This is a genomic window from Ancylobacter sp. Lp-2 (genome assembly GCF_020523795.1).
Lineage (GTDB): Bacteria > Pseudomonadota > Alphaproteobacteria > Rhizobiales > Xanthobacteraceae > Ancylobacter.
On the sequence record NZ_JAJALI010000006.1, the window covers coordinates 39,874 to 65,826 of the forward strand.

The window sequence follows — 25,953 nt, forward strand, 5'->3', positions numbered from 1 at the left end:
GGAGAGGCGGGCCACAGTCGCGACCGAGGATCGGGTTCCTCAGCCGTTGATATAGGGACGGTGCAGCTTCACCTCGGGGTTCAGCCGCACGCCGAAGCCCGGCTTGTCGAGCGCGCTCGCCTTCATGCGGCCGTTCACCGGCACCGGCTCGTCGAGCAGCAGCGGGGTGAACATCGGCACCACCTGGTCCGGCACCGGATGCATCATCAGGAACTCGGCGAAGGGCGAGTTCTGGCGGGTGATGACGAAGTGGTAGCTGTAGACCGAGGAGCCATGCGGCACGACCAGCGCCGAATGGGCGTCGGCCAGCGCCGAGATCTTGATCAGCTCGGTCACGCCGCCGCACCAGCCGACATCCGGCTGGATGATGTCGCAGCAGCCCATCTCCAAGAGCAGCTTGAAGCCCCAGCGGGTGGCCTCGTGCTCGCCAGTGGTGACCAGCATGCCCTTCGGCACGTTCTTGCGCAGCTCGGCATAGCCCCAGTAGTCGTCCGGCGACAGAGCCTCCTCGATCCACTTCAGGCCGTATTCGTGGGCCTTGTGGGCGAGCTTGGTCGCGTAGTTGAGGTCGAGGCTCATCCAGCAGTCATACATCAGCCAGAAATCGTCGCCGCAGCGCGAGCGCATGTCGGCGAGCAGCTCGATGTTCTTCTTGAGCCCCTCCTCGCCCTCGGCCGGCACATGGTGCAGCGGCAGCTTGCCGCCGATGAAGCCCATCTGCTTGGCGAGGTCCGGCCGCGCGCCGGTGGCGTAGAACTGCAATTCGTCGCGCACCGGGCCGCCGAGCAGCGCGTGGACGGGTTCCTTGCGCACCTTGGCAAGAAGGTCCCACAGCGCGAGGTCGACGCCGGAGATGGTGTTCAGCACCACGCCCTTGCGGCCGTAATACTGGGTCGAGAAATACATCTGGTCCCAGATCTTCTCGATCTCGGTGACCTGCCGGCCGATCAGGAAGCGCGACAGGTGCTTCTCGACGATGAAGGCGCCGATCTCGCCGGCGGTGGTCACCGCGAAGCCGACCGTGCCGTCGGAGGCCTCGATCTCCACCACCAGCGTGCCGAGCACGTTGATGCCGAAGCTGCGGCGGCTCTCGCGATACTCTGGATACTTGCCCATCGGCGTGCCGATGTGGTCGTCGATCCAGTGATAGCCCTGCTGGTCGTGATAATCCGCGCCGCCGCCGCGGACGGTGAAGGCCCGGACGGCTGTGATGGTCGGCATGGACATGATGTGTCGAGCTCCCGGTAGAAGGAAGCCGCGGCGGCCCTGACGACCGCCGCGGAGAAGAAATCAGCGGCTGGACGCCGGAGCGGTGGTCGTGCGCGCCTCGCGGCCGACGCCGATGGCGGCCAGCGCAAAGACGAGGATGGCGCCGATCAGCGTGGTGCCAGCCAGCAGATAGAGGCCGGCCGAACCCGACTCGAAGGTGGCTTCCGCCCAGTTCTTCACGTTCGGCGCCACGAAGCCGCCGAGCGAGCCGAGCGAGTTGATCAGCGCGATGCCGCCGGCCGCCGCGACGCCGCCGAGATAGCCCGTCGGCAGGGTCCAGAAGATCGGCTGCACCGAGATGAAGCCGGCCGCGGCGAAGCACAGCGCGATCATCGACAGCAGCGGCGAGCCCGAGGCCACCGAGGCGGCGATGCCGGCAGCGCAGACGACAAGGATGCCACCGGCGAACAGGCGCCGCTCGCCGGTCTGGTCGGAGAGGCGCGGCAGGTAGTAGGTGGCGATCATCGCGCACACCCACGGAATGGCGGTGACGATGCCGACCATCAGGCCGACCTTGGTTCCGAGCAGGCCGGCGACCTGGGTCGGCAGGTAGAACACCACGCCGTACACGCTCATCTGGATGATGAAGTAGATCAGCGAGAAGTAGAGCACGCGCCCGCTCTTCAGGGCCGCGAGGGTGCCGCGCGGACCGTGCGACTGCTTCACCGTGTCTTCGGCGCTGAGCGCGTCCTGAAGAACGGTCTTCTCCTGCGCCGTCAGCCACTTGGCATCGGCCGGCTTGTTGTCGAGGTAGAAATACGCCCAGACGCCGACCACGGAGGCGAGCAGGCCCTCGACGAGGAACATCCACTGCCAGCCATGCAGGCCGCCAATGCCCTGGAACTCCAGCAGCAGGCCGGAGAGCGGCGAGCCGAAGATGAAGGCAAGCGGGGCGCCGAAATAGAACAGGCCCATGGCCCGGCCGCGCGCGAAGGACGGGAACCAGTAGGTGAGATACAGGATCACGCCGGGGAAGAAGCCGGCCTCGGCGATGCCGAGCAGCACGCGCAGGATGTAGAAGGTGGTCTCGTTATGGGCGAACATCATCGCCGCCGAGATCAGGCCCCAGGTCACCATGATGCGGGCCATCCAGATCTTGGCGCCGACGCGGTGCATGATGAGGTTGGAGGGCACCTCGAACAGGGCGTAGCCCAGGAAGAAGATCGAGGCGCCGAAGGCGAAGGCCGCGTTGGAGATGCCGGTATCGGCCTGGAAGGCCGCCTTGGCGAAGCCCACATTGGCGCGGTCGAGGAAGGCCAGGATGTACATCAGCAGCAGGAACGGCAGCAGCCGCTTGGTGACCTTGCTGATGGTCGAAAGTAGAGCCGGTGTCTGCGCGACCATGCGGGCGCCCTCCCTTGTTAGCTGGACACATGCCGCCATTGCGTCCGGGGCGAGCCGGCGCCGCGATCTTCTTGTTTTTGGAAGGGTCGCCGGTTGCCCGGCGACGCCTCAGTAGACGGCGCGACCGCCGGAGATGTCGAACACCGAGCCGGTAGAGAAGGCGCAGTCCTCGGAGGACAGCCACGAGATCAGCGCCGCCGCCTCGTCGACCGCCAGGAAGCGGTTCATCGGGATCTTCGACAGCATGAAGTCGATGTGTTCCTGCTTCATCTGGTTGAAGATCTCGGTCTTCGCCGCCGCCGGGGTGATGGCGTTGACGAGGATGTTCGAGGTCGCCAGTTCCTTGCCGAGCGACTTGGTCAGCCCGATCAGCCCGGCCTTCGACGCCGAATAGTGCGAGGCGTTCGGGTTGCCTTCCTTGCCGGCGATGGAGGCGACGTTGACGATGCGCCCCCAGCCGTTCTTGATGATGTGCGGCACCACCGCCTTGCAGGTCAGGAACGGCCCGACGAGGTTGACGTCGATCACCCGGCGCCAGGTCTCGGTGTCGAGCTCCCACAGCTTGCCGTTGCCGCCGGTGATGCCGGCATTGTTGACGAGGATGTCGATCTTGCCGTGCGCGGCGGCCGTCGCCTCGGTGGCGGCGGTGACGGAGGCCTCGTCGGTCAGTTCGACGACATGGGTGGACACCTTGCCGAGCGTGCCCAGCACTGCCGCGGCCTCGTCGAGGCGGGCGGCGTCGATGTCCCACAGCGCGACGGAGGCGCCGGAGGCGAGCATGCGCTCGGCGGTGGCGTAGCCGATGCCGCGGGCGCCGCCGGTGATGATGGCGACGCGGCCGGTGAGGTCGAGCTTGTTCATGTGCCTAAATCCTTCACGCCGCCGGAACGGTGGTCTGCTGCTGCTCGCCGAGGCCGGAAATGGCGAGGCGCATGGTCTGGCCGGCCTTGAGATAGACCGGCGGCTTCTGGCCGAGGCCGACGCCCGGCGGGGTGCCGGTGGAGATGATGTCGCCCGGCTGCAGGCTCATGAACTGGCTGATGTAGGACACGATGGTCGGCACATCGAAGATCATCGTGCGGGTCGAGCCGTTCTGGTAGCGCTTGCCGTCGACTTCCAGCCACATGTCGAGCACGTGCGGGTCGGTGATCTCGTCGGTGGTCACCAGCCACGGGCCGATCGGGCCGAAGGTGTCGCAGCCCTTGCCCTTGTCCCACTGGCCGCCACGCTCGAGCTGGAAGTGGCGCTCGGAGACGTCGTTGATCACGCAATAGCCGGCGACGTGGTCGTAGGCGTCTTCCTTCGACACGTATTTCGCGGTCTTGCCGATGACGATGCCGAGCTCGACCTCCCAGTCGGTCTTTTCCGAGCCGCGGGGGATCTCGACGTCGTCATTGGGGCCGACGATGCTGCTGGTGGTCTTCATGAACAGCACCGGCTCGTCGGGGATCGCCATGCCGGATTCGGCGGCGTGGTCGGTGTAGTTCAGGCCGACACAGATGAACTTGCCCACCTGCCCGACGCAGGCGCCGATGCGGGGATTGCCGTCCACCGCCGGCAGCGTCGACAGGTCGAGCGCGGCGATCTTGGCGAGGCCTTCCGGCAGCAGCGTCGCGCCGCCGATATCGGGCACGATGCCGGAGAGATCGCGCAGCACGCCCTGCGCATCGAGGATGGCGGGACGCTCCGCCCCCGGTTGACCGTAACGGACAAGCTTCATCCCGAACGCTCCTTCCCTGAGTTTCGCCAGCCTTGGGCTGGAGGACCTTCTTGGGGCGGATTCCGTAGCGGCTGCCGTGATAACTTGATAATGAAATCTTCGACTTGACCAATTCCATTAGGTTATCGACAGATGGTGTCCTCCTCCTTCGCCGCGCTGGCGACCCGGCTGCGCTTCCGCCACTTGCGGCTCGTCGACCTGCTGGCGCGCGGCGGCAACCTCCATCGCGTCGCCGCCGAGATGAACATGACGCAGCCGGCGGCCTCGAAGATCCTGCAGGACGCCGAGGCGCTGCTCGGCGTACGGTTGTTCGAGCGCACCCCGCGCGCCATGCTGCCGACCGAGATCGGCGCCTTCGTCGCCGACTACGCCGCGCGCACCCTGCGCGAGGCCGACAGCTTCGCCGACGGGCTGGACAATCTGAAGGCCGGCGGCTTCGGCGCGCTGTCGATCGGCGCCATCATGGCGACCACGCCCGGCCTGCTGCCCAAGGCGATCGCCGAATTGAAGCGTCGGCGGCCGCTGATGACCATCCAGTTGCTCGCCGCCACCTCGGACATCCTGCTCGACGCGCTGGAGCGCAACGAGATTTCCATGGCGCTCGGCCGCTTCACCGATCCGAGCAACGCGCTCGCCTTCGAGCTGGAACCGCTGGCGCATGAGGAATTGTGGATCTTCGTCGCCGCGCAGCACCCGCTCGCCGGCGTCGCCGCGCTCAGCCTCGCCGAAACCGCGCACATGCCGTGGGTGCTGCAGCAGAAGACCAGCCCGATGCGGCAGCTGATCGATCAGGCCTTCGTCGAGGCCGGGGTCGGCACCCTCAACAATCTCGTCGAGACCACCTCGATCTTCGCCACCCTGCATCTGGTGCGCGAGGCCGGCATGATCGCCTGCCTGCCGAAGTCGATCCTGATGGAGGGCGTGGGGCGCGACACCTTCCGGCGGCTCCCGATCACGCTGCCGAACCAGCTCGGCCCGCTCGGCATCATCACCCGGCGCGGCGAGACGCCCTCGGCCAATGTCGCCGATTTCATCGACGTGCTGCACGAGATCGTCGCCCGCGAGCGACAGGAACTGCTCGCCGGGCTCTAGCGCGGGGAACGCTTATGCTCCCCTCAACGGAAAGGCGGCCCCTGCCCGCGCCTTGTCGGCGTCGACCGTCAGCGGCGCAGCCGCTGGTACTCGACGACCCGCACGGCGATGTCCCGCGGTTCCTTGATGGCATCCCTATCCATGACATCGCCCTGGATCTCACGCGCCACCACCGGCCACAGCCGGTCGACCGCCACCTCAAGATCGCCGGCCGCCACGCTGGGCCGCAGATCCGCCGCACATAGCGCCCGTGCTCTGGCTTCGATGTTTGTGCTCATGGTTGGAAACTACCACGGATTGCCGGGGCGATATCCGCGAAAGTACACACAAGCCGGAGAGGATCGGGGCGAAGCCGCGAGGTCATTTCCGGACCCGACGCAGGCCGATATAATCGCTAGGCTTCGCGAGCCTGTCGCTACGGCGGTAAATCATCGATCAAGGGATTGTGCTTGAATGGCGGGAGTGACGGGGCTCGAACCCGCGACCTCCGGCGTGACAGGCCGGCGCTCTAACCAACTGAGCTACACCCCCAACGACCGGGTCGCTGTGTGGACCGCCCGTCGAGTGAGGCGGGTGTTAAGGCAGCGGCGTTGGGGTGTCAAGCGCCCTTGTCGGCGCCCTTCCCCGCGGCCTGTGGACAGCTCCCCACGAAGGCCTTCAGCCGGGCAGCTGCGGCCGCCGCGTCGCCAGCAACGCATCGACCAGCGCCATGGCGGCGATCAGCAATGGCACCGACAGGAAGGTACCGATCGGGCCCCACAGCCAGGTCCACAGCGCCATGGAGAGAAACACCGCGAACGGGTTGAGCGCCACCCGCCGCCCGACGATCAGCGGCGTCAGCAGCTGCCCCTCGATCGAGGTGAGCACCACGAACAGCCCCGCCGGCAGCAATCCCTCGAACGGGCCGGGAAAGCTGACGAGGCCGACCAGCGCCAGCACCAGCGTCATGATCGCCGGGCCGACATAGGGAATATAGTTCAAAACCCCGGCGAGCACGCCCCACATTACCGGCGTCGGCAAGCCCAGCGCCCAAGCCAGCAGCCCGGTCGCCACCCCGAGCCCGGCATTGATGAAGGTGGCGGTGACCAGATAGGTGCCCAGCCGCGCCTCGATCTCGCGGAATACCCGCAACGCGGTCAGCCGCCCGGCGCGCGGGCCGATCGCCCGCACCACCTTGCGCTTGATCTGGATCCGCCCGGCGAGGAAGAACAGCAGCGAGCCGACGAACAGGATGAACGCGCCGAGCGCCGGCGTCACCAGGCCGATGGCGCTCTCCAGCACCCGCGAATCGGAAATGCTCACCGTCATCGGCCGCTCGGCCGCACTGCCGATCGATTCGAGGGATTCGACGAAGAACAGCATGCGCTGCACCGCCGGCCGCAGCGCCGCGAAGCGCTCGCGCAGCGTCTCGCTGATCTCCGGCATCCGCTCGATCCATTCGGCCAGCGGGCCGGCGAGCGCCGTCGCCGCACCGTAGAACGTCGCCACCATGACGATCACGATCAGCACCGCGGTCACCGGCGAGGGAATGCCGCGCCGCGCCAGCGCCTCGATGAACGGACCGATGACGCTGCCGATGATCACCGCCGCGACGATGGGAATGAGCACCGCCCGCGCCACCACCAGCACACCCGCCAGCGCGAGCACCGCCAGCGTGATCGCCGCGAGCTGGGACAGGCGCAGCCACAGCAGGTCCCCCCGCCCGCTCCGCGTCGGCACCGTCGTGTCATGCACGCCGATGCGCGCCGCCTGCCCGGCCTCCTCGACGACCGTGCCCCGCTGGATGTTCACCGCGCCCCGCCTTTCTCACCGCCCCTGCCCGTTGCGGACAACGCGCGGCCGGTGGCCCGGTTCCGACCGGCGCGGCCGGGGTGGCGGCACCACGGCTTGGCCGCCGAACGGAAATCCGGCATGGTGCCGCAGCGTCTCCCGGCGGGAGGCCGCCCACCCGAGCCGGCCTCGTCACTGTCGGAGCACTCTTTGCATGCGGGGCCCGTCTCCGATCGTCCCCGTGATCCTGGCAGGCGGCAGCGGCACGCGGCTGTGGCCGGTCTCGCGCGACAGCCTGCCCAAGCAGTTCCAGGTGCTCACCGGCTCGCACACCCTCTACCAGCAGACGCTGATGCGGGTGTCCGACCGCGCGCTGTTTGCCGCCCCTCTCGTCCTCACCCATGAGGATTTCCGCTTCTTCGCCCGCCGCCAGGCCGCCGAGATCGGCATGGATGTCACGGTGGCGCTGGAGCCGATGCGCCGCGATTCCGGTCCGGCCCTGCTCGCCGCCGCCCTCATCGCCCAGCGCCTGCACGGCGAGGGCTGCCTGGTGCTGGCGCTCGCCTCGGACCATGTGGTTCTCGACGAGCCGCTCTTCCTCGATGCCTGCCGCGCCGGGGCGCAGGCGGCGGCGCAAGGCCGGATCGTCACCTTTGGCATCGCCCCCACCGAGCCGTCGACCGCCTATGGCTATATCCGCCCCGGCGCCCAAATAGGCACCCAAGCCGGGGCCGGCGGTGCCCGGACGGTGGCCGCCTTCGTCGAGAAGCCGGACCTTGCCACCGCCACCCGCTACCTTGCGGAGGGCTATCTGTGGAACTCCGGCAATTTCTGCTTCCCGGCCGCGGTGTTGATCGAGGAGGCGACCCGCTTCGAGCCGAGCATGGTCGCCGCCGTGACCGAGGCGGTGGAGACCGCCGGCGAGGATCTCGGCTTCATCAAGCTCGATGCCCGCGCCTTCGCCGACGCCCCCGCCAAGTCGATCGACTATGCGGTGATGGAGCACACGAGGCGCGCCGCCGTGGTGGAGGGCCGCTTCCGCTGGTCGGATGTCGGCTCGTGGGACGCGCTGCACGAGCTAGCGGAGGGCGACGCGGCCGGCAACGCCACCCGCGGCCCGGTGACCCTGCTCGATTCGCGCAATTCCTATCTCCATTCGGACGGACCGCTCATCGCCGGCATCGGGCTCGACAACCTCTCGGTGGTCGCCACCGAGGATGCGGTGCTGGTGATGCCGATCGACCGCGCCCAGGACGTCAAGGGCCTGGTCGCCCAGCTCAAGAGCGAGCGCCATAACGCCGCCAGCGAGCACCTCAAGGCGCATCGCCCATGGGGCACCTACCAGACCATCTGTCGCGGCGAGCGCTTCCTGGTGAAGAAGATCGTCGTCGAGCCGGGCGGGCGGCTGTCGCTGCAGAAGCACCATCACCGCGCCGAGCACTGGATCGTGGTGAAGGGCACCGCCGAGGTGACGCTGGACGGACGCGTCTTCGAAGTGCGCGAGAACGAATCGACCTATCTGCCGCAAGGCGGCGTGCACCGGCTGGCCAATCCCGGCGAGATCCCGCTGGAGCTGATCGAGGTGCAGACCGGCGCCTATCTCGGCGAGGACGACATCGTCCGCCTGGAGGACGCCTATAACCGCGCCTGAACGGCCTCTCTCCGCCGGAAAGAACCGTCTTCCCTAGCGGACGCCGTTGCCGAAGCCGCGGGAGGCGCGCCACAGCCGCCAGATGCGCCCGGGCACCGAGACGGCCGGCACCCGGGTGAACGGGTCGTGCGCCCGCGCCATGCGGGCGAGGTCGCCCGGCACCAGCGCCAGCGGCAGGAAGGCCGGGTAATTGGCCGGCTCGACGCCGGCCAGCGCGGCCATCGCCTGCTCGTAGTGCCGCCGTGCCAGGTTGCGCAGGTCGGCCAGTGCCGCGATCAACCCCGGCGTCGCCTGCCCCGACACCGCCGCCTCGCGCCCGACGCCATGCGACTTCAGGAGGTCCTGCGGCACGTAGCACTGTCCGCGCCGCGCATGGTGGGGAAAGGCGCGCAGCAGCCCGGTCACCGCATAGGCGACCCCGGCATGGCCGGCGGCATCGGCGAGCGCCCGCTCGCCACCCCCGCCCGGCGCGGCGCCGGTGAGGATCAGCGTGCCCAGCCGGATCAGCGCCGAGGAGGTCTCGCCGGCGTAGCCCTCGAGATCGTTCACCGTCGGCATCGGGTCGTCATAGAGGTCGAAGATACGGGCGTCGATCAGCGCGAAGAAGGTGGGGCGCGGCAGGCTGTGCCGGTTGATGGTGTCGATCAGCGCCGCCGCCACCGGATTGGCCTTCACGTCGCCGCGGGCATCGCCGATCAGCGCGTCGCTCCACCATTGCAGCCGCACCTCGCCGGCGAGCGGATTGGTGATCGCCTCGCGGATGCGCGACACCTCGATATTGAAGGCGTGCAACGCCATCAGCGCCCCGCGCGCCGCCTCCGGCGCGAACAAATTGGCGACGTAGCGGTCACGATCGAGCTCGCGCACCAGCTGCGTGCAATAGCCGATATTGGCATCCGGCGCGTCCACCTCGGCGGCCCTCAGCGCAGCGCCAGCAGGGCCGCCGCCACCGGGCGGCCCTCGTCCAGCAGCACATTATAGGTCGAGGCCGCCGCCCGTGTCGGCATGGCGTCGATGCCGATGCCGACATCGCGCAACCGCCAGCGCAGCGCGTCCGGCACCACCCAGAGTTCCGTGCCGGTGCCGAGGATCAGCATGTCGATGGCGGCGCTTTCGGCGAGCACTGGTGCCAGCGCGGCAACGTCGATCTGGCCCACCGTCGCGATCGGCCAGGCATGGATGCCGCTCGGCAAGGCGAGGATCGAGCCCTCCGAGGCCATGCCGGCGAAATGGAAGAAGCCGGCGCCATAGCCGTCTATGGGCACCTGACGGGGCAGATGGGCGACGGGCGTGGCCATATGGTCGCCTCGATATGTGGGCTCGATATTGTGGGCCCGACAGTCGGAGCCCGGAGTTCGCGGCACCGCGAGCGAAGCGCCGTTCCCGGCGCGCCGCCCGGGTCAGGTCACGAGCGCGCCGGCTTGCCTTCGGGCTTGCCTGCCGGCTTGCCCTCGGCCTTGGCGGCCTTCGCCTCGGCATCCTTCTCCGCCATGGTGCGGGTGGTGACGCCGAGATAGATCAGCAGCGGCGAGGCGATGAAGATCGAGGTGTAGGTGCCGACCAGCACCACGCCGAACATCATCGTCACCGAGAAGGAATGGATCGCCCGCCCGCCGAACAGCACCAGCGACAGCAGCGCCAGCGTGACCGTCACATGGGTGATCACCGAGCGCGACAGCGTCGAGTTGATCGACTGGTTCAGCAATTCGTCGATCGGCATCTTCTTGTAGCGCCGCAGCATTTCGCGGATGCGGTCATAGATGACGATGGTGTCGTTCAGCGAGTAGCCGAGAATGGTCAGCAGCGCCGCCACACTGGTCAGGTCGAAGTCGATCTGGAAGATCGCCATGAACCCGATGGTCAGCACGATGTCGTGGAAGTTGGCGATCGAGGCGCCGAGCGCGAACTGCCACTCGAAGCGGAACCACAGATAGACCAGGATGCAGAACACCGCGGCGATCAGGCCGACGATGCCGTAGCTGAGCAGCTCCTGCGACACGCGCGGGCCGACCACCTCGACGCGGCGGTACTCGACCGCATCGCCGAGCGCGGCACGCACCTTGCCGGCCACCGCCTGCTGGGCCTGTTCGCCGCCCGGCTGCTGGGCGACGCGGATCAGCACCTCGCCGTCGCCCCCGACCTCCTGAATCTGCACCTCGCCGAGCTCCAGCGATTCGAGCTTGGAGCGCACATCGGCGATGTTCAGCGTGTTGTTGGGGTAGCGCACCTCGAGCAGGGTGCCGCCCTTGAAGTCGATGCCGAAATTCAGCCCGACGGTCAGGAACGCGACCAGCGCGACGATCGACAGCAGCGCCGAGATCGGGAAGCTGATGCGCCGGAAGCGCATGAAGTCGAATTTGGTATCGTCCGGGACGATGCGGAGCAGACGCATTTGGGCTGTCGCCTTTCTCAGATCGGCACGCGCTGGGGACGCTTCCAGCGCACCCAGACAGCCGCCATCAGGCGGGTCAGCGTGAAGGCGGTGAACACGGTGGTGATGATGCCGATGCCGAAGGTGATGGCGAAGCCGCGCACCGGGCCGGAACCGATATAGAACAGCACCGCCGCCGCGATGAAGGTGGTGATGTTCGAATCGAGGATGGTCGCCAGCGCGCGCGAGAAGCCGGCATCGATGGCGGAGATCGCCGAGCGGCCCGCCCTCGCCTCTTCGCGGATGCGCTCATAGATCAGCACGTTGGAATCGACCGCGATGCCGACGGTGAGCACCACGCCGGCGATGCCCGGCAAGGTGAGCGTCGCCCCCAGCATGGCGAGCACGCCGAAGATCATGCCGACATTGATCGCCACCGCCACCACGGCGATCACGCCGAACAGGCCGTAGGTGGCGATCATGAACAGGGCGACCGCGATCGCGCCGACGACAGAGGCGATCACGCCGGAGCGGATCGAATCGGCGCCGAGGCCGGGGCCGACCGTGCGCTCCTCCACCACCTGCAGCGGCACCGGCAGCGCGCCGGCGCGCAGCAGGATGGCGAGGTCGTTGGCCTGCTGCACGGTGAAGCTGCCGCTGATCTGGCCGGAGCCGCCGAGGATCGGCTCGCGGATCACCGGTGCGGAGATCACGTGGTTGTCGAGGATGATGGCGAAGGGCTTGCCGACATTCTGCTGCGTCGCCTCGGCGAAGCGGCGGGCGCCGTTGGTGTTGAAGCGGAAGGTCACCACCGGCTCGCGGGTCTGCGGGTCGAAGCTCGGCTGCGCGTCGGTCAGGTCCTCGCCGGCGACCAGCACGCGGTCCTCGATGACATAGGGCTGCGGCGGGTTGTCCTGCGAGGTGAGCACCTGCGTGCCGGCCGGCGGACGGCCCTGCAGCGCCTGCTGCGGGTTCACCGAGGTGTCGACGAGGCGGAAGGTCAGCTGCGCGGTCTGGCCCAGCAGTGCCTTCAGGCGCGAGGGATCCTGCAGGCCGGGCACCTGCACCTGGATGCGGTCGGCGCCCTGGCGCTGGATCGACGGCTCGGTGGTGCCGAGCTGGTCGATACGCTTGCGGATGATCTCGATGGACTGCGACACCGCCTGGATGGTGCGCGCCTGCAGGCCGGCGGCCGAGGGCGCGATGCGGATGGCGTCGCCGTCCTGCGACACGTCGGTGTCGAGCTGGCCGGCGCCGGCCACCACCCCGCCGATCGGCTGGGCGAGTTCGCGCAGCTTGGTCAGCGCGGCGGCGGAATCGTTGGAGTCGCGCAGCCGCACGATCACCGCGTCGCCCTGGATGGCGACAGTGCTGAAGCCGATCTTGGCGTCGCGCAGCAGCCGGCGGGAATCGTCGCGCAGCTGGGTGAGCCGCATTTGGCGCACGTCGTTCTGCTGCACTTCGAGCACGATGTAGGAGCCGCCCTGCAGATCGAGGCCGAGCACGATCTTGCGCTGCAGGAAGCCGGGCAGCTTCTCATAGGCGGACGGCGACAACAGGCTGGGCACCGCCATGAGGCAGATGATCGCGGAAATGACCACGATCGCCAGCGCCTTCCATTTGGAAAAGTAGAGCATGTCGTTCTTTCCGGCCGCCCGCTTCAAGCGCGCCGCTGAAGCCCCTGCCGGTCGGGCTGGCGCGCCCGACCGCGATAAAACGCTACCGATCCTACCGTCGGGAGCATGGTCTCGCCGCGAAAGCTCGTGACCTTCGCGGCGAGGCGGCGCCTCAGGAGGCGCCGTCCTCCTTGGCCGGCTCGCCCTTGGCGCGCACTTCCGAGATCATGCCGCGCAGCTGGCGGATCTTCACGCCTTCGCCGACCAGCAGCTCGATCTCGTTGTCGTCGACCACGCGCGCCACCTTGCCGACGAGGCCGCCGGAGGTCACCACGGTGTCGCCGCGGCGGATGCCCTTCACCAGTTCCTGGTGGGCCTTCACCTTCTTCTGCTGCGGGCGCAGGATGAGGAAATACATGATCACGAAGATCAGCACGAACGGCAGCAGCGACATCAGCATGTCGGTACCGCCACCGACACCGGGCACCTGAGCATAAGCGGGCGTAATGAACATGGTGTTCCTTGTCCGTCGAAAACATGGCGGGCAACAGGCCCGGCGAAGCGGCGCGGACTATACTGACGCGCCTGCCGAATGCAAACGCCGTCAGCGCTCCGTCACGTCACGTCTGCGAAATAGCGTAACCGGCGTTACGGTTGTGCTTGTGTCGCCGCCCGGGGATGGCTATTCCGGCTCCGCCAAGGAGCCTCATCATGACCCAAGTCTCGGACGATCTCGGAGCCGTTCTCGCGCGCATCGCCGATGCGCTCGACCGCCTTGCCCCGCCGGCCGCCGCCGCCATCGACCTCACCGTGGCCGACGCCTATGTCTGGCACGCCGAGGGCCGCCGGCTGGAGCCGGTGCCGCGCGTCAGCCGCGTGGCGATGGAACTCCTGAAGGGCATCGACCGCACCCGCGACCAGCTGGTTGACAACACCAGCCGCTTCGCCCGCGGCCTGCCGGCCAACAACGCGCTTCTGTGGGGCGCGCGCGGCATGGGCAAGAGCTCGCTGGTCAAGGCCGCCCATGCCGAGATCAACGCCGACCTCGCCGCCGACGGGCTGCCGCCGCTGAAGCTGATCGAGATCCACCGCGAGGACATCGAGACGCTGCCGGCGCTGATGAGCCTGATGCGCCCGGCGCCGTTCCGCTTCATCGTGTTCTGCGACGACCTGTCCTTCGATCACGACGACACCTCCTACAAGTCGCTGAAGGCGGTGCTGGAGGGCGGCATCGAGGGCCGGCCGGAGAACGTCATCTTCTACGCCACCTCCAACCGCCGGCACCTGCTGCCGCGTGACATGATGGAGAACGAACGCTCGACCGCCATCAATCCCGGCGAGGCGGTGGAGGAGAAAGTCTCGCTGTCGGACCGCTTCGGCCTGTGGCTCGGCTTCCACAAATGCTCGCAGGACGACTATCTGGCGATGGTGAACGGCTACGCCGCCCGGTTCAAGCTGCCGGTCGACGAGGAGACGCTGCGCCGCGAGTCGCTGGAATGGTCGACCACGCGCGGCGCCCGCTCCGGCCGTACCGCCTGGCAATATGTGCAGGATCTCGCCGGCCGCCTCGGCGTGGCGCTCAACGAGGGCTGAGGCGCACAAACAAAACCGCGCCCTGCCTTGCGGCGGGGCGCGGTTGCGAGGTTGCCGGGTTCGGAAGGACCGGCGGAACCGATGGGCGGGGCGCGAAAGCCCCGCGAGTTTCAGAGCCCCGCGAGATACTGCGACGGGTCGACCGCCTGCGAGCCCCGGCGGATCTCGAAATGCACCTGCGGCGAGTTGACGTTGCCGGTCTGGCCGGCCTTGGCGATCACCTGGCCGCGCTTCACCGTGTCGCCCTTCTTCACGTCGAGCGAGCTGTTGTGGGCGTAGGCGGTGACCCAGCCGTCGGAATGCTTGACCAGCACGAGGTTGCCGTAGCCCTTCAGCTCGCTGCCGGCATAGGCGACGACGCCGTCCTCGGCGGCCTTCACCGAGGTGCCTTCCGGCACCGAGACGTTGATGCCCTCATTGGTCTGGCCGCCCGGCTTGGGTCCGTAGCCCGAGATGATGCGCCCGCGCACCGGCCAGCGGAACTGCACGCCGCTGGCGGTGCGCTCGTCCTCCACAGGCTCGGAAGGCTTCACGGCGGCTATCGTCTGCGCCTTCGTCTCGACGGGCGCGGCGACCGGCGCCGCCGCGACGGCGGCCGGCTTGGTGGCAGCGGTCGGCTTGGTGGCGACGACGGGGGTCGGCGCGGCCAGGACCGGCGTAGCGGCGGCCGTCACCGGGGCGGTGGCCGCCGGCATGGTCATCACCGGCTTGGCGGCGGCGACCGGCGCGGGAGCGACGGCGGCGGGCTTGGCCGCCAGCGTCGCGGCGCTGGCGCCGGGGATCACCACGCTCTGGCCGATGCGCACCTGCGAGCTGGTATCGAGGCCGTTGGCGGCGGCGATCTGTGACACCGGCACATTGTAGCGGCGCGACAGCGAATTCAGCGTCTCGCCGGAGGCGACGACATGGGCAGCGCCGGCGGCGGCCATGGACGGCTTCGCCACGGCGGCGGGGGCGTGCAGCACCGGAGCGGGAGCGGCGGCGACCGGCGCCAGCTGGCGCACCGGCGCGGCGGCCTGCGGCGCCGGGTAGCTGCCATAGAGCGGCTGCTGGGCGGGGGTGACGCTCGCCAGTTGCTGCGGCGCTCCGTAGGACGGCGCGGCGCCATAGGTCTGGGGTTGGGCCTGGGGAGCCCCGTAGCTCGGCTGGGCGGTCTGCTGCGGCGCGCCATAGGGAGCGGCGGAAGCGACCGGCTGCGGTGCGCCGTAGGAGGGCGCCGACATCGGGGCCGACTGCACCTGGCCGGTCGGCGCCGAGGCGACCGAACCGGTATAAGCCGGCGCCTGCTGCGCCGCGAACGGGCTCTGGTTGGGATTCTGGAAGCGGCCGATATCCGAGCTGCACCCCGCCGCGGTTCCGCCGAGCAGCGCCACGAGGGACAGCCTCACCAGCGACCGGGAACCCGGAGTCGACCAGGAATTACGCAAGGAATCACGCATCGTACACCCGCGCATCGCACCCATCACCCGCACGCCAAACACAGGTGCGATTAAAGGCTCGTATAGGTAAACATCGGCTTAAGTCCGCTCACACCGCGATGCACGAAACGGCGAAAGCATGGCGGAATCGCTACAGAATCTCGGCTACACCGGGCAGCAGCGGCACGAAACGCACCCGCCCGAGCTCGCGCCGCTCCAGCCCCTCGGGGGTGGAGACGATCCGCGTCAATATCTGCGTACCGTCGGGATCGCCGAGCGGCGCCACCAGCACCCCGCCATGGTTGAGCTGGGCGAGCAGCGCGGGCGGCACCTCGCGCACCGCCGCGGTGATCATGATGCGGTCATAGGGCGAGGCGGCGAGATAGCCGTAGCGCCCATCCTCGACCACCACGTCGACATTGGTCAGCCCCAGCGCCTTCAGCCGCGCCCGCGCCTCGGCGGCCAGCGTACGGAAGCGCTCCAGCGTGACCACCCGCCCGGCGAGATGAGCGAGCACCGCCGCCTGGTAGCCGCTGCCGGTACCGATCTCCAGCACGCGGTGCTGCGGGCCGGGATCCAGCGCCTCGGTCATCCGCGCCACCAGCGAGGGCTGGCTGATGCTCTGCCCGCATTCGATCGGCAGCGCCTGGTCGCTCCAGGCGAGGTGGCGGAAGGCCGGGGCGATGAACAACTGACGCGGCACCTGCTCCATGGCGCGCAGGATGTTGCGGTCGCGCAGGCCGCGCTGGCGCAGCGAGAGCAGCAGCGCCGCCCGTGCCGTCGCCTCCTTCTCGCCGATGTCGCCGTGGTCCGTCATCGTCGGATTATAGCTCAGCCGTGGAACAGCTGCGCGAGGCGCGTCATCATCGGCTCGTCGGTCATGTCGAGCCGCAGCGGCGTCACCGAGATGCAGCCCTGGTCGAGCGCGTGCAGGTCGGAACCGTTCACCGTCTCGAACACCCGCCGCTCGAAGGCGATCCAGAAATACGGGTTGCCGCGCCCGTCGGCGCGCTCGTCGATGCGCAGCAGCTCCTGGTTGCGCTTGCCCTGCGCCGTGACCCGCACGCCGGCGACCTCTTCCGGCGGCCGGTTGGGGAAGTTGACGTTGATCAGCAGGCCGGGCGGTATCCCTTCCGCCAGCAGCTTGCGGATCACCGCCGGCCCGTGATGCTCGGCCGCCGCATAGGAGGGGGCGTGGCGCGTCGCCAGCCCATAGGCCTGGGAGAGCGCGATGGAGGGGATGCCGAGCACCGTGCCTTCCATGGCGCCGGCCACGGTGCCGGAATAGCCGACATCCTCGGCGACGTTCTGGCCGCGATTGACACCGGACAGCACCAGATCGGGCTTGGCGTCCTTGAGGATATGCCGGACCGCCATGATCACGCAGTCGGTCGGCGTGCCCTTCACCGCGTAGCGCTTCTCTTCCACCTGCCGCAGCCGCAACGGATCGGAGAGCGACAGCGAATGCGACACGCCGGACTGGTCGAATTCCGGCGCCACCACCCACACGTCGTCGGAGAGGGCGCGGGCGATCCGCGCGCAGGCATCGAGCCCGGGAGCGTGGATGCCGTCATCATTGGTCACGAGGATGCGCATGGACTGTCCATTCGTCGTCACGGCGGGAAACGGGATGGCCGACGGAATCGGCCTCCCCTTCCCGATATCACCTGACGGCAGGCTCCGCGATGACGCGGAGCGCCTGATCGGTGCCGATCAGTTCGCCGCGATGCGGGTGCGCCCGCCCATATAGGGCACCAGCGCGTCGGGAACGGTCACCGAGCCGTCCTCGTTCTGGTAGGTCTCGAGGATCGCCACCATGGCACGCCCCACCGCCACACCCGAGCCGTTGAGCGTGTGGACGAAGCGCGGGCCCTTGCTGTCCTTCGGCCGGTAGCGGGCGTTCATCCGCCGCGCCTGGAAGTCGGAGCAGGTCGAGACCGAGGAAATCTCGCGATAGGCGTTCTGGCCCGGCAGCCACACCTCGATGTCGAAGGTGCGCGCCGAGGCAAAGCCCATGTCGCCGGTGCAGAGCGTGACGACCCGGTGATGCAGGCCGAGCTTCTTCAGCACCGCCTGGGCGCAGGCAAGCATGCGCTCCTGCTCCTCCAGCGACTTCTCCGGCGCGGTGATCGCCACCATCTCGACCTTGTTGAACTGGTGCTGGCGGATCATGCCGCGCGTGTCGCGCCCCGCCGCCCCGGCCTCGGCGCGGAAGCAGTTGGTGAGCGCAGTGAAGCGCAGCGGCAGCTCATCCTCGGCAAGGATCGACTGCGCCACCAGATTGGTCAGCGGCACCTCGGCGGTGGGGATGAGCCAGAGGCGATCATGGGGCTCGATCATATCGACGTCCGACGCGACCACCCGCGCCTCCTTGGGCTGCTGGAGGTCGGGCCGGACTTCCTGCAGGGCGGCTCTCACATGGTCCCACTTGTCGTCATCGGACATGAGCGGACCGGCGGCGAACTGATCATCCCGGAACTTCGGCAGCTGCGCGGTGCCGAACATCGCCTCGTCCTTGACGAGCACCGGCGGCGCCACCTCGGTATAGCCGTGCTGTTCGGTGTGGGTGTCGATGAAGAACTGCCCGATGGCGCGCTCCAGCCGCGCCAGCTGGCTCTTCAGCACCACGAAGCGGGCGCCGGACAGCTTGGTGGCCGCCTCGAAGTCCATCCAGCCCAGCGCCTCGCCGATCTCGAAATGCTGCTTCGGCGCGAACCCGTAATTGCGGATCGCCGGCATGGCGAGCGCCGAGCCTTCGATCTCCGCGTGCGGGGCGGGCTCGAACGGCACGTTGTCGTGCTCGTCCTTGCCGAACGGCACCTCGGCCAGCGGCGCGTTGGGGATGGCGGCGAGCGTGTCGTTCAACCTCTTTTCGATATCGCCAATAACCGTCTCTCCGGCACCGGTAATGTCACTTTTGAGCCGGGACACTTGGCTCAACAACTCGGCGGCAAGAGCCTCGTCCTTTGCGGCCTTGGCCGCGCCGATCTGCTTCGAAAGCGAATTTCTCTTTTCTTGCCAAGCCTGAACGTTCGCGATCAAGTTTCGGCGTTCATCGTCAAGCGAAACTAGAGACCCCACCAGAGACCGCGCCTCGGGCTCCGGCGTGCCGCGCCGTACCAATGCGTCGATGAGCCCCTCGGGCTCCTCGCGGATCCACTTGATGTCGTGCATGGAAGTCTCGCTCTCGCGTCTGACGTTCGCCGGCCCGTGCCGGAACGCCCTCGACCTACTCCAATGCGGTGGAGCGCGACAAGCCTGACGCCGCGAAAAGCCGGCTTTACCTGACCCCTGCCGGGATCAGGCCGCCTCGTCCCGCGCTGCCTCAGCCGCCGCGCGCCGCTTCTCGACGATGCGCACCAGGAACACCGAGACCTCGTAGAGCAGCAGGGTCGGGATCGCGAGCGAGAACTGGCTCACCACGTCGGGCGGCGTCAGCACCGCGGCGGCGATGAACACGCCGACGATGGCATAGCGGCGGAACTTCTTCAGCTGGTCGGAGGTCACCACGCCGATCTGCGCCAGCAGGGTGAGGACCACCGGCAGCTGGAAGCAGATCCCGAAGGCGAAGATCAGCGTCATGATCAGCGACAGATATTCGCTGACCTGCGGCAGCAGCGAGATTTCCGCCGAGCCCGGCCCCGCCGCCTGCTGCATGGAGATGAAGTAGCTCATCGCCAGCGGCATCGCGACGAAATAGACGAAGGCGGCGCCGATGAGGAAGCAGATCGGCGTGGCGATCAGATAGGGCCGGAAGGCGCCGCGCTCATGCTTGTAGAGCCCTGGCGCGACGAACATGTAGATCTGCGTCGCCACCACGGGGAAGGAGATGAACGCCGCCCCGAACATGCCGAGCTTGATCTGGGTGAACAGGAATTCCTGCGGCGCCGTGTAGATCAGCTTGACGTTCTGCGAGCCGCCGGCGGCGAACTCGTAGGGCCACAGCAGGATGTTGTAGATCGCCTTGCCGAGCATGAAGCAGGCGAAGAAGGCGATGAAGAAGGCGATCAGCGATTTGATCAGCCGCGCCCGCAGCTCGATCAGGTGCTCGATCAGCGGAGCCTTGGAAGCGTCGATATCGTCCTGGCTCATGCTTAGGCGCCCTTCGCCTTGGAGGCGTCTTCGCCGGCCGGCGGCGCGGATGCGGCGGTCTTGGTCTCGGAAATCTTGGTCTCGGAGATCTTGCTATCGGCTGTCGCCGGCGGATGGTCGAGGTCGGCCACCGCCTCGGCAACCTCGGTCTCGGCGTTCGGCGCGACGGTGACGGGCTTGGCCTCCGGCGCCACCGACGGGCGGTCGAGATCGGCGACCGCCTCCGAAATCTCCGGTTCCGAAACCTCCGGTACCGCCACGACCTTGTCGGCGGACGGCGCGGCCGGCGGCACGGTCTCGCCCGCCGCGACGACAGGTGCCGGCGCAGCCTCGGCGATGGCCTCGGTGGCGCTGCGCACCTCGGTCTCGATGCTCTCGAAAGCGTTCGGCTCCAGCTCGGTCGCCTCCGGCGCCGCCGGTGGCGGGGCCGTCGGATCGGCCGGTGCCGGCAGATCCTTGCGCTCCACCGGCGTCGCGGCGTCCTTCAGCTGCTGCTCGATGTCGTGCAGCGGGTTGGTGGGGATCGACGCCGCCACGCTGTCGCGCACGCTGGACAGGCTGTTCTGCGTGTCGTCGGCGAGGCCGGACAGCGTCTTCTTCACATCCGCGAGATCAGCCTCGCGCAGCGCTTCCTGGAAGGTACCCTGGAACTCGCCGGCCATGCGGCGCAGCTTGCCCACCATGCGTCCGACATTGCGGATCACCCCGGGCAATTCCTTGGGCCCGATCACGACCAGCGCAACCACGCCGATCACCAGCATTTCGGACCAGCCGATATCAAACATGAAAGATGCCGGGGCAGCGCGATGGCTGCCCTCCCCGATCCGATGGTGTGCGATCCACGGCCTTTACGCCCGTGGCAGGTATGCCGATAGCCCGTCCGCCGACGCCCTGTCCGTGCCGAAGCGCTCGCGATCCGAAAATCCGGCGCATCGGTAACGGCTCCGGCCGCGACGGGCGGGCTCTCTCCGGCCGACAGGCCGGAAAGCCGCCCCGTCGGTCAGCCGACCTTGCTGCGCTCGGCCTCGACGTTGTTCTGGTGGTCGAGCGACCGCACCGGCTCGGCCGGCTTCGACGGCGTCTCGTCGTCGTCGGCCATGCCCTTCTTGAACGCCTTGATGCCCTTGGCGGCATCGCCCATCAGCTCGGACAGCTTGCCGCGCCCGAAGAGGAGCAGCACGACAACCAGCACGATGATCCAATGCCAGATGCTCAACGAACCCATATCAGAAACTCCCTGGACCGAAACGCCTGCCCGAAACGCCTGCCTCAAGCGGCTGGAACTCTTGGCGCGCGCGTCGCAACTGAGGCCGGACACTAGAGCATCGCGTCGAAAAGTGGGAACAGCTTTTTCGCGCAGTCCCTGCTCACGTGATGGGCATCGAGCGCGTCGTGTCACGCCGGTCACCCTACCCAAGGTGATCTAAGGTCCGGCGGCGGCGAAAACAAGGACCACGGCATCGGTGAGATGCGTCCGGGGCGAGGCCGCAGCCACAGCCGTGCCCGTCCGCCGCGCAGAACTAGGCCTCGTCCTCGCCCCCGCCGGCCTCGGCGACCTCGTCCATCGGCTCCAGTTCGGGAGCAAAGCCGAAATCCAGTTCCGGCTCCAGCGGGTCCTCGTCGTCGGCGAGCGTCGGCTCGTCGCTCGGCAGCGGCACGGTCAGCCCGGCGGTAACGCGCGCATCGACAAAACCGGCTCCCTTCAGCTCGTCGAGCCCCGGCAGGTCCTGAATCGATTCGAGGCCGAAATGCACCAGGAAGGTCTCGGTGGTGCCGTAGGTCACCGGCCGGCCGGGACTGCGCCGGCGCCCGCGCATGCGCGCCCAGCCGGATTCCAGCAGCACGTCGAGCGTGCCCCTATTGGTGGAGACGCCGCGAATCTCCTCGATCTCCGCCCGCGTCACCGGCTGGTGGTAGGCGATGATCGCCAGCGTCTCCAGCGCTGCGCGCGACAGCCGGCGCGGCTCGGGCTTGTCGCGGGCGAGCAGGAAGCCCAGGTCCGGCGCGGTGCGCAGCATCCACTTACCGGCCACCCGCACCACATTGACGCCGCGCCCGGCATAGTCGGCGGAAAGCCGTGCCAGCAGCGGGCCGACCGCCACCCCTTCCGGCAGCCGCGCCGCCAGCGCCGCCTCGTCCAGCGGTTCGCCGGCGGCGAACAGCATGGCTTCGACGAGGCGCAGATTGAGATCGCGCTCCGGCACGCCGTCGGTTCCGCTCACGGCGCCGTCCCCGGCTCGCGCCCGCGGGGACGGACATAGATCGGCGCAAAGGCCTCGCCCTGCTGCAGGTCGATCAGCCCCTCGCGCACCATTTCCAGCGTGGCGGAGAAGCTGGAGGCGAGCATGGTCGCCCGCATCTTCGGGTCGGCGAACCAGTCGAGCAGCAGGCTGTCGAGCCGCGACCACTCGCCGGCCGGATGCAGCCGGCCGATCATCCGCTCCAGCCGCTCGCGCGCCTCGGCGAGCGGGATGACGTCGCGCGGCGCGAAGCGCACCTGCGACAGCGCCATCTTCTGCCGCTGCGCGCCATAGGCGGCGAGCAAGTCGTACAACGTCGCCTCATAGATCGCCGGCGCCCCACCGATCAGCGGCTCCGGTGCGCCGCGCGCGAACACGTCGTGGCCGATGCGGTCGCGGTTGGCGAGATGGCCGGCGGCGGCGCGGATGCGCTCCAGCCGTTCCAGCCGCGCGGTGAGGTCCTGCGCGAGATCGGCGGCGCTCGGCCCCTCGGCCTTGGGCGGTTCCGGCAGCAGCAGCCGCGATTTCAGGAAGGCGAGCCAGGCCGCCATGACCAGATAGTCGGCGGCCAGTTCCAGCCGCACCCGGCGCGCCTCCTCGACGAAGCGCAGATATTGCTCGGCGAGTTCGAGGATAGAGATACGCGCCAGATCCACCTTCTGGGTGCGCGCCAGCGCCAGCAGCAGGTCCAGCGGCCCCTCGAACCCGTCGACATCGACGACGAGCGTACCCTCGCCCGGCATGCGGGCGTCGTCCGCCTCGAAGGCGAGAGAGCTGGGTTCCATGGCGGGCCGTCGGTCGGTTTCAGGTTCAGCGTTCAGGACGCCGCGATCATACCCGAAAACGCAGCGGATTCCTCGCGCGCCGCGACGGGTGCCGCCGGGCGCCAGCTGAGCGCCGCCGCGCAGCGCCGCGCCGCCTCTCCGGCGAGCAGCGGCGTATGCGAGGCCACCTCGACCATCTCCTCCATGCGGCCATTGCAATGCAAGGCGAGGTCGCAGCCGGCGGCGAAGGAGGCGCGCGCCCGCTCGGCCAGCGAGCCTGACAGCGCGCCCATGGAGAGGTCGTCGCTCATCAGCGCGCCATCGAAGCCGATGAAGCCGCGGATTACCTCGTCGATCACCCGCTTCGAGGTGGTCGCCGGGGCATCAGGGTCGATGGCGGTGTAGACCACATGCGCGGTCATGCCGAGCGGCAGGTCCTTGAGCCGCCGGAATGCCTCGAAATCGGTGGCCTCCAGCTCGGCGCGGGAGGTCTCGACCACCGGCAGGCTCTCATGGCTGTCGGCGCGGGCGCGGCCATGGCCGGGAATATGCTTGAGGACGGGCAGCACGCCGCGCGCGCCCATGCCCTCGGCCACCGCACGGGCGAGCCGCGCCACCTGGGCCGGCTCGGCGCCATAGGCGCGGTCGCCGATGATGCCGTGGCCTTCCGGCAGCCGCAGATCGGCGCAGGGCACGCAATCGACATTGATGCCCAGCGCCGCGAGATCGTCGGCCATGGTGCCGGCATTGGCCCGCGCCGCGCCCTCGGCGGCGGCGTCGCCCGCCTCGGCCAGGGCGGCGAAGGTGCCGGCCGGCGGATAGGCCGGCCAATGCGGCGGACCGAGCCGCTGCACGCGCCCGCCTTCCTGGTCGATCAGCACCGGCGCGTCGGCGCGGCCGACCACAGCGCGGAACTCGGCGACCAGCGCCTTCACCTGCTCGGGCGTCTCGACATTGCGGCGGAACAGGATCAGCCCCCACGGCGCCGCCTCGGCGAAGAAGCGGCGCTCGTCAGGGGTGAGCACGAAGCCGGCGCAGCCGGCGATGAAGGCGCGGGGAGCGGTCATGTTCGGCCCGGCGGTCAGAGACGGGCGACGAAGCAGGAACCGCCCTGCGCCTTCAGCTGCTCGCACAGGTTCACCGCGTCGGCACGGTTGGAGAAGGCGCCGATCTGCGCGCGGTAGGTGGTGCCGCCGGTCGAGGACACGTCGCCGCGCCGCACCGAGGACGGCTTGCCGCCCAGAATGCTGGGATAGCGCGACAGCGCGTTGCGCAGCATCGCCTGCGCGTCCGCCTCGCTCGGCACCGAGCCGATCTGCACCACATAGGCGCCGTTGGCGGCCGGCACCGAATTCGCGGCCGCGTTCAGCGTCTGCGTCGGGGTCTGGGCCGGGGCGGCGGCAACGCGGGTCGGCGGCAGCGGCACGTTCGGCACGATGGACGGCGTGGCGGCCAGCGGCTGCGGATTGGTCGTGACCGGGGCGGCGGTGCCCGCGCTCAGCGCCACCGGCGCGGTGGCCGTTGGCTGTGGCGATTGCGGGGTGGCGGCCACGGCCCGCGACGGCGTCGGGGCGGGATCGCCCTCGACGATGCTGCCGTCGGCGCGCACGGTGAGCGTGCGCACCCGCTTCGGCTCGGTGCCGTTCGGGGCGGTCGCGACCGGGGTGGCGCTCGGCGCCGGGGCGATCACTCGCGGCTGCGGCTGGGCGGCCTGCGACATGTCGACCGGCTGCTCCTCGCTCGACACCACCTTCTCGCTACCGGTGGAGGCGGTACCGCCGACGCGGTCATAGATCAGCTTCTGTCCGTCGGAAACCGCTTCGGTGGTCTGGGTCGGCGCGGGCACCACCTTGTTGGGCGAGGGCTCGGCGCGGATCACCGGCGGCGCGCTGCCGCCAATGGTGCCGCTACTGCCGCCGCCGCGCAGCATGGCGTAGCCGCCGGCGCCGCCGAGCACCAGCACCGCCAGGGCAGCACCGGCCATCAGCAGCCGACGACGGCTGCGGCCGGATCCGGCCTCGGCAGGATGGCCATATTCTTCGTCGACCTCGTGGCCATAGCCCTCCTCCTCGCCGGAGGATCGGCCATAGTCGTAGACGTCGTCGTCCCGGTCGAGGCCGAGATCGAAGGTGGCGTCGCGGTCCACCGGCGCCGGATTGGCGCGGCTCATCCAGCTCGGCGGCGGCGCCGCCTCGCCCTCGAAGGCCGGCTCGGCGCGGGCGGGCGCACGCGGTGCGGGAGACGCCATCGGCGCCGGCGCGGCGGGAGCGCGGGGCTCGACCATCGGCGCCCGAGCGACAGGGGCGGCTTGCGGGGCGACGGGCGCACGCGGAGCCGCCGGGGCAGGAGCCGCCGGGCGCGGCGCGACCGGGCTTGGCGCCTGGGCTTCGGCGCGCAGCGGCTCGGAACGCACGGGCGCGCTACGGACGGGCTCGGCACGCACCGGCGCGGCGGCGGGACGCACCGGCTCGCGCGCATAGGGATCGGTAGGCTGGGGCTGGGGCCGGCGCAGGGCGGGATCGACGGCGGGACGCTCGGCCATCTGGCGCTCGACACGCGGAGCCGGCGCCGCAGGAGCGCCGGCGGCGCGCTGGGCCGATTCGGTATAGACCTCGGCCGCCAGCGCGGCGAAGGAGCCGGGCGCCGGGCGCGACGGCGGCGCGGCGGGCGAAGGCGCCGCCGGGGAAGGCGCGCGCTGCGGCTGCGGGGCCGGCTGCGCCTGCGGACGCGCGGGCGGCGCCGGCCGGGGCTGGGGCTGGGGCGACTGAGACTGGGCCGGCTGAGACTGGGGCTGGGCAGCGGGGCGCGGCTGCTGGCGGGGCAGCTCGCGCATCAGCGCCGCGAACTCGTCCTCCTGCGCCATCATGCGGGCGAGTTCGGCCAGCGGATCGGCGGCGGTGGACCGTCCCTCGGCCGGGCGCGGGGCGGAACCCGGATCGCTCTGCCGATAACGTGAAGTGCCGTCGTTGATCATGTTAACCGGACCTGTTGGCTGCGTGCGAACACCCGCCGG

Annotated in this window: 24 protein-coding genes, 1 tRNA gene and 2 pseudogenes; 3 read left to right on the top strand and 24 right to left on the bottom strand. The window is 69.1% G+C overall.

The annotated features are described in order from the left end of the window. Positions 1–39: 39 nt before the first annotated feature. From rhmD to LGR54_RS15600, 4 genes are all read right to left on the bottom strand, one after another. A complete protein-coding gene (rhmD, locus tag LGR54_RS15585; RefSeq protein WP_214006461.1) occupies positions 40–1,227 on the bottom strand; it encodes an L-rhamnonate dehydratase in 1,188 nt (395 codons plus the stop codon). Positions 1,228–1,290: 63 nt separating this feature from the next. Further along, positions 1,291–2,613 carry an MFS transporter gene (locus tag LGR54_RS15590; protein ID WP_230362915.1) on the bottom strand — a complete coding sequence of 441 codons (1,323 nt, stop codon included), beginning with the start codon at positions 2,611–2,613 and terminating at the stop codon, positions 1,291–1,293. Between the two features lie 108 nt (positions 2,614–2,721). Continuing rightward, positions 2,722–3,474, bottom strand: coding sequence for an SDR family NAD(P)-dependent oxidoreductase (locus LGR54_RS15595; protein WP_230362916.1), 753 nt, complete (start codon positions 3,472–3,474; stop codon positions 2,722–2,724). Positions 3,475–3,487: 13 nt separating this feature from the next. Beyond that, positions 3,488–4,333, bottom strand: coding sequence for a fumarylacetoacetate hydrolase family protein (locus LGR54_RS15600; RefSeq protein WP_230362917.1), 846 nt, complete (start codon positions 4,331–4,333; stop codon positions 3,488–3,490). Between the two features lie 132 nt (positions 4,334–4,465). On the opposite strand from LGR54_RS15600, the gene LGR54_RS15605 reads away from it, so the two are divergent. Further along, on the top strand, positions 4,466–5,425 hold the full coding sequence (locus LGR54_RS15605; protein ID WP_230362918.1) for a LysR family transcriptional regulator: 960 nt from the start codon (positions 4,466–4,468) through the stop codon (positions 5,423–5,425). A gap of 68 nt (positions 5,426–5,493) precedes the next feature. On the opposite strand, the gene LGR54_RS15610 is transcribed toward LGR54_RS15605, so the two are convergent. The 3 genes from LGR54_RS15610 to LGR54_RS15620 form a co-directional block, all read right to left on the bottom strand. Beyond that, positions 5,494–5,703 carry a hypothetical protein gene (locus LGR54_RS15610; protein WP_230362919.1) on the bottom strand — a complete coding sequence of 70 codons (210 nt, stop codon included), beginning with the start codon at positions 5,701–5,703 and terminating at the stop codon, positions 5,494–5,496. 176 nt (positions 5,704–5,879) lie between these two features. Further along, positions 5,880–5,956 (bottom strand) — tRNA-Asp (locus tag LGR54_RS15615). 126 nt (positions 5,957–6,082) lie between these two features. Further along, on the bottom strand, positions 6,083–7,216 hold the full coding sequence (locus LGR54_RS15620) for an AI-2E family transporter (RefSeq protein WP_230362920.1): 1,134 nt from the start codon (positions 7,214–7,216) through the stop codon (positions 6,083–6,085). A 193-nt stretch (positions 7,217–7,409) separates the two neighbouring features. On the opposite strand from LGR54_RS15620, the gene LGR54_RS15625 reads away from it, so the two are divergent. Next, positions 7,410–8,846: a mannose-1-phosphate guanylyltransferase/mannose-6-phosphate isomerase gene (locus tag LGR54_RS15625; RefSeq protein WP_230362921.1), complete on the top strand. Its 1,437-nt coding sequence runs from the start codon at positions 7,410–7,412 to the stop codon at positions 8,844–8,846. A 33-nt stretch (positions 8,847–8,879) separates the two neighbouring features. On the opposite strand, the gene LGR54_RS15630 is transcribed toward LGR54_RS15625, so the two are convergent. The 5 genes from LGR54_RS15630 to yajC form a co-directional block, all read right to left on the bottom strand. Further along, on the bottom strand, positions 8,880–9,755 hold the full coding sequence (locus tag LGR54_RS15630) for a phytoene/squalene synthase family protein (protein ID WP_230362922.1): 876 nt from the start codon (positions 9,753–9,755) through the stop codon (positions 8,880–8,882). A gap of 11 nt (positions 9,756–9,766) precedes the next feature. Then, a complete protein-coding gene (locus LGR54_RS15635) occupies positions 9,767–10,144 on the bottom strand; it encodes an Mth938-like domain-containing protein (protein WP_230362923.1) in 378 nt (125 codons plus the stop codon). 107 nt (positions 10,145–10,251) lie between these two features. Then, positions 10,252–11,238, bottom strand: a complete 987-nt coding sequence (gene secF / locus LGR54_RS15640) for a protein translocase subunit SecF (RefSeq protein WP_230362924.1) — start codon at positions 11,236–11,238, stop codon at positions 10,252–10,254. 17 nt (positions 11,239–11,255) lie between these two features. Beyond that, on the bottom strand, positions 11,256–12,854 hold the full coding sequence (secD, locus tag LGR54_RS15645) for a protein translocase subunit SecD (protein ID WP_230362925.1): 1,599 nt from the start codon (positions 12,852–12,854) through the stop codon (positions 11,256–11,258). 151 nt (positions 12,855–13,005) lie between these two features. Next, positions 13,006–13,347, bottom strand: a complete 342-nt coding sequence (gene yajC / locus LGR54_RS15650; RefSeq protein WP_230362926.1) for a preprotein translocase subunit YajC — start codon at positions 13,345–13,347, stop codon at positions 13,006–13,008. Positions 13,348–13,544: 197 nt separating this feature from the next. Between yajC and LGR54_RS15655 the strand changes: the two genes are divergently transcribed. After that, positions 13,545–14,426, top strand: a complete 882-nt coding sequence (locus tag LGR54_RS15655) for an ATP-binding protein (protein ID WP_230362927.1) — start codon at positions 13,545–13,547, stop codon at positions 14,424–14,426. 110 nt (positions 14,427–14,536) lie between these two features. Here LGR54_RS15655 and LGR54_RS15660 read toward each other — a convergent pair whose 3' ends face one another. The 12 genes and pseudogenes from LGR54_RS15660 to LGR54_RS15710 all read right to left on the bottom strand — a co-directional run bounded on the left by LGR54_RS15660 (position 14,537) and on the right by LGR54_RS15710 (position 25,914). Continuing rightward, the gene (locus LGR54_RS15660) at positions 14,537–15,814 is read right to left on the bottom strand and encodes a M23 family metallopeptidase (protein ID WP_230362928.1); all 1,278 of its coding nucleotides are present in this window, start codon (positions 15,812–15,814) and stop codon (positions 14,537–14,539) included. Between the two features lie 181 nt (positions 15,815–15,995). Then, positions 15,996–16,661: a protein-L-isoaspartate(D-aspartate) O-methyltransferase gene (locus LGR54_RS15665; protein WP_230362929.1), complete on the bottom strand. Its 666-nt coding sequence runs from the start codon at positions 16,659–16,661 to the stop codon at positions 15,996–15,998. A 14-nt stretch (positions 16,662–16,675) separates the two neighbouring features. Beyond that, on the bottom strand, positions 16,676–17,440 hold the full coding sequence (gene surE / locus LGR54_RS15670; RefSeq protein ID WP_230362930.1) for a 5'/3'-nucleotidase SurE: 765 nt from the start codon (positions 17,438–17,440) through the stop codon (positions 16,676–16,678). Between the two features lie 117 nt (positions 17,441–17,557). Next, positions 17,558–18,559, bottom strand: a pseudogene (serS, locus tag LGR54_RS15675) (serine--tRNA ligase); the annotation flags it as partial. A 126-nt stretch (positions 18,560–18,685) separates the two neighbouring features. Then, a pseudogene (locus tag LGR54_RS26055) lies at positions 18,686–19,018 on the bottom strand (serine--tRNA ligase); the annotation flags it as partial. 126 nt (positions 19,019–19,144) lie between these two features. After that, a complete protein-coding gene (tatC, locus tag LGR54_RS15680) occupies positions 19,145–19,936 on the bottom strand; it encodes a twin-arginine translocase subunit TatC (RefSeq protein WP_230362932.1) in 792 nt (263 codons plus the stop codon). A gap of 2 nt (positions 19,937–19,938) precedes the next feature. Then, positions 19,939–20,721 carry a Sec-independent protein translocase protein TatB gene (gene tatB, locus LGR54_RS15685; protein WP_230362933.1) on the bottom strand — a complete coding sequence of 261 codons (783 nt, stop codon included), beginning with the start codon at positions 20,719–20,721 and terminating at the stop codon, positions 19,939–19,941. 215 nt (positions 20,722–20,936) lie between these two features. Beyond that, a complete protein-coding gene (locus LGR54_RS15690) occupies positions 20,937–21,161 on the bottom strand; it encodes a twin-arginine translocase TatA/TatE family subunit (RefSeq protein ID WP_230362934.1) in 225 nt (74 codons plus the stop codon). 295 nt (positions 21,162–21,456) lie between these two features. After that, a complete protein-coding gene (gene scpB / locus LGR54_RS15695; protein ID WP_370638211.1) occupies positions 21,457–22,158 on the bottom strand; it encodes an SMC-Scp complex subunit ScpB in 702 nt (233 codons plus the stop codon). Beyond that, positions 22,155–22,961, bottom strand: a complete 807-nt coding sequence (locus LGR54_RS15700; RefSeq protein WP_230362935.1) for a ScpA family protein — start codon at positions 22,959–22,961, stop codon at positions 22,155–22,157. The genes scpB and LGR54_RS15700 overlap by 4 nt, the downstream gene beginning before the upstream one ends. 32 nt (positions 22,962–22,993) lie before the next feature. Next, complete coding sequence (nagZ, locus tag LGR54_RS15705; RefSeq protein WP_230362936.1) at positions 22,994–24,007, bottom strand: beta-N-acetylhexosaminidase; 1,014 nt, start codon at positions 24,005–24,007, stop codon at positions 22,994–22,996. Between the two features lie 14 nt (positions 24,008–24,021). Further along, positions 24,022–25,914, bottom strand: a complete 1,893-nt coding sequence (locus LGR54_RS15710; protein ID WP_230362937.1) for an SPOR domain-containing protein — start codon at positions 25,912–25,914, stop codon at positions 24,022–24,024. Between the last annotated feature and the right edge of the window lie 39 nt (positions 25,915–25,953).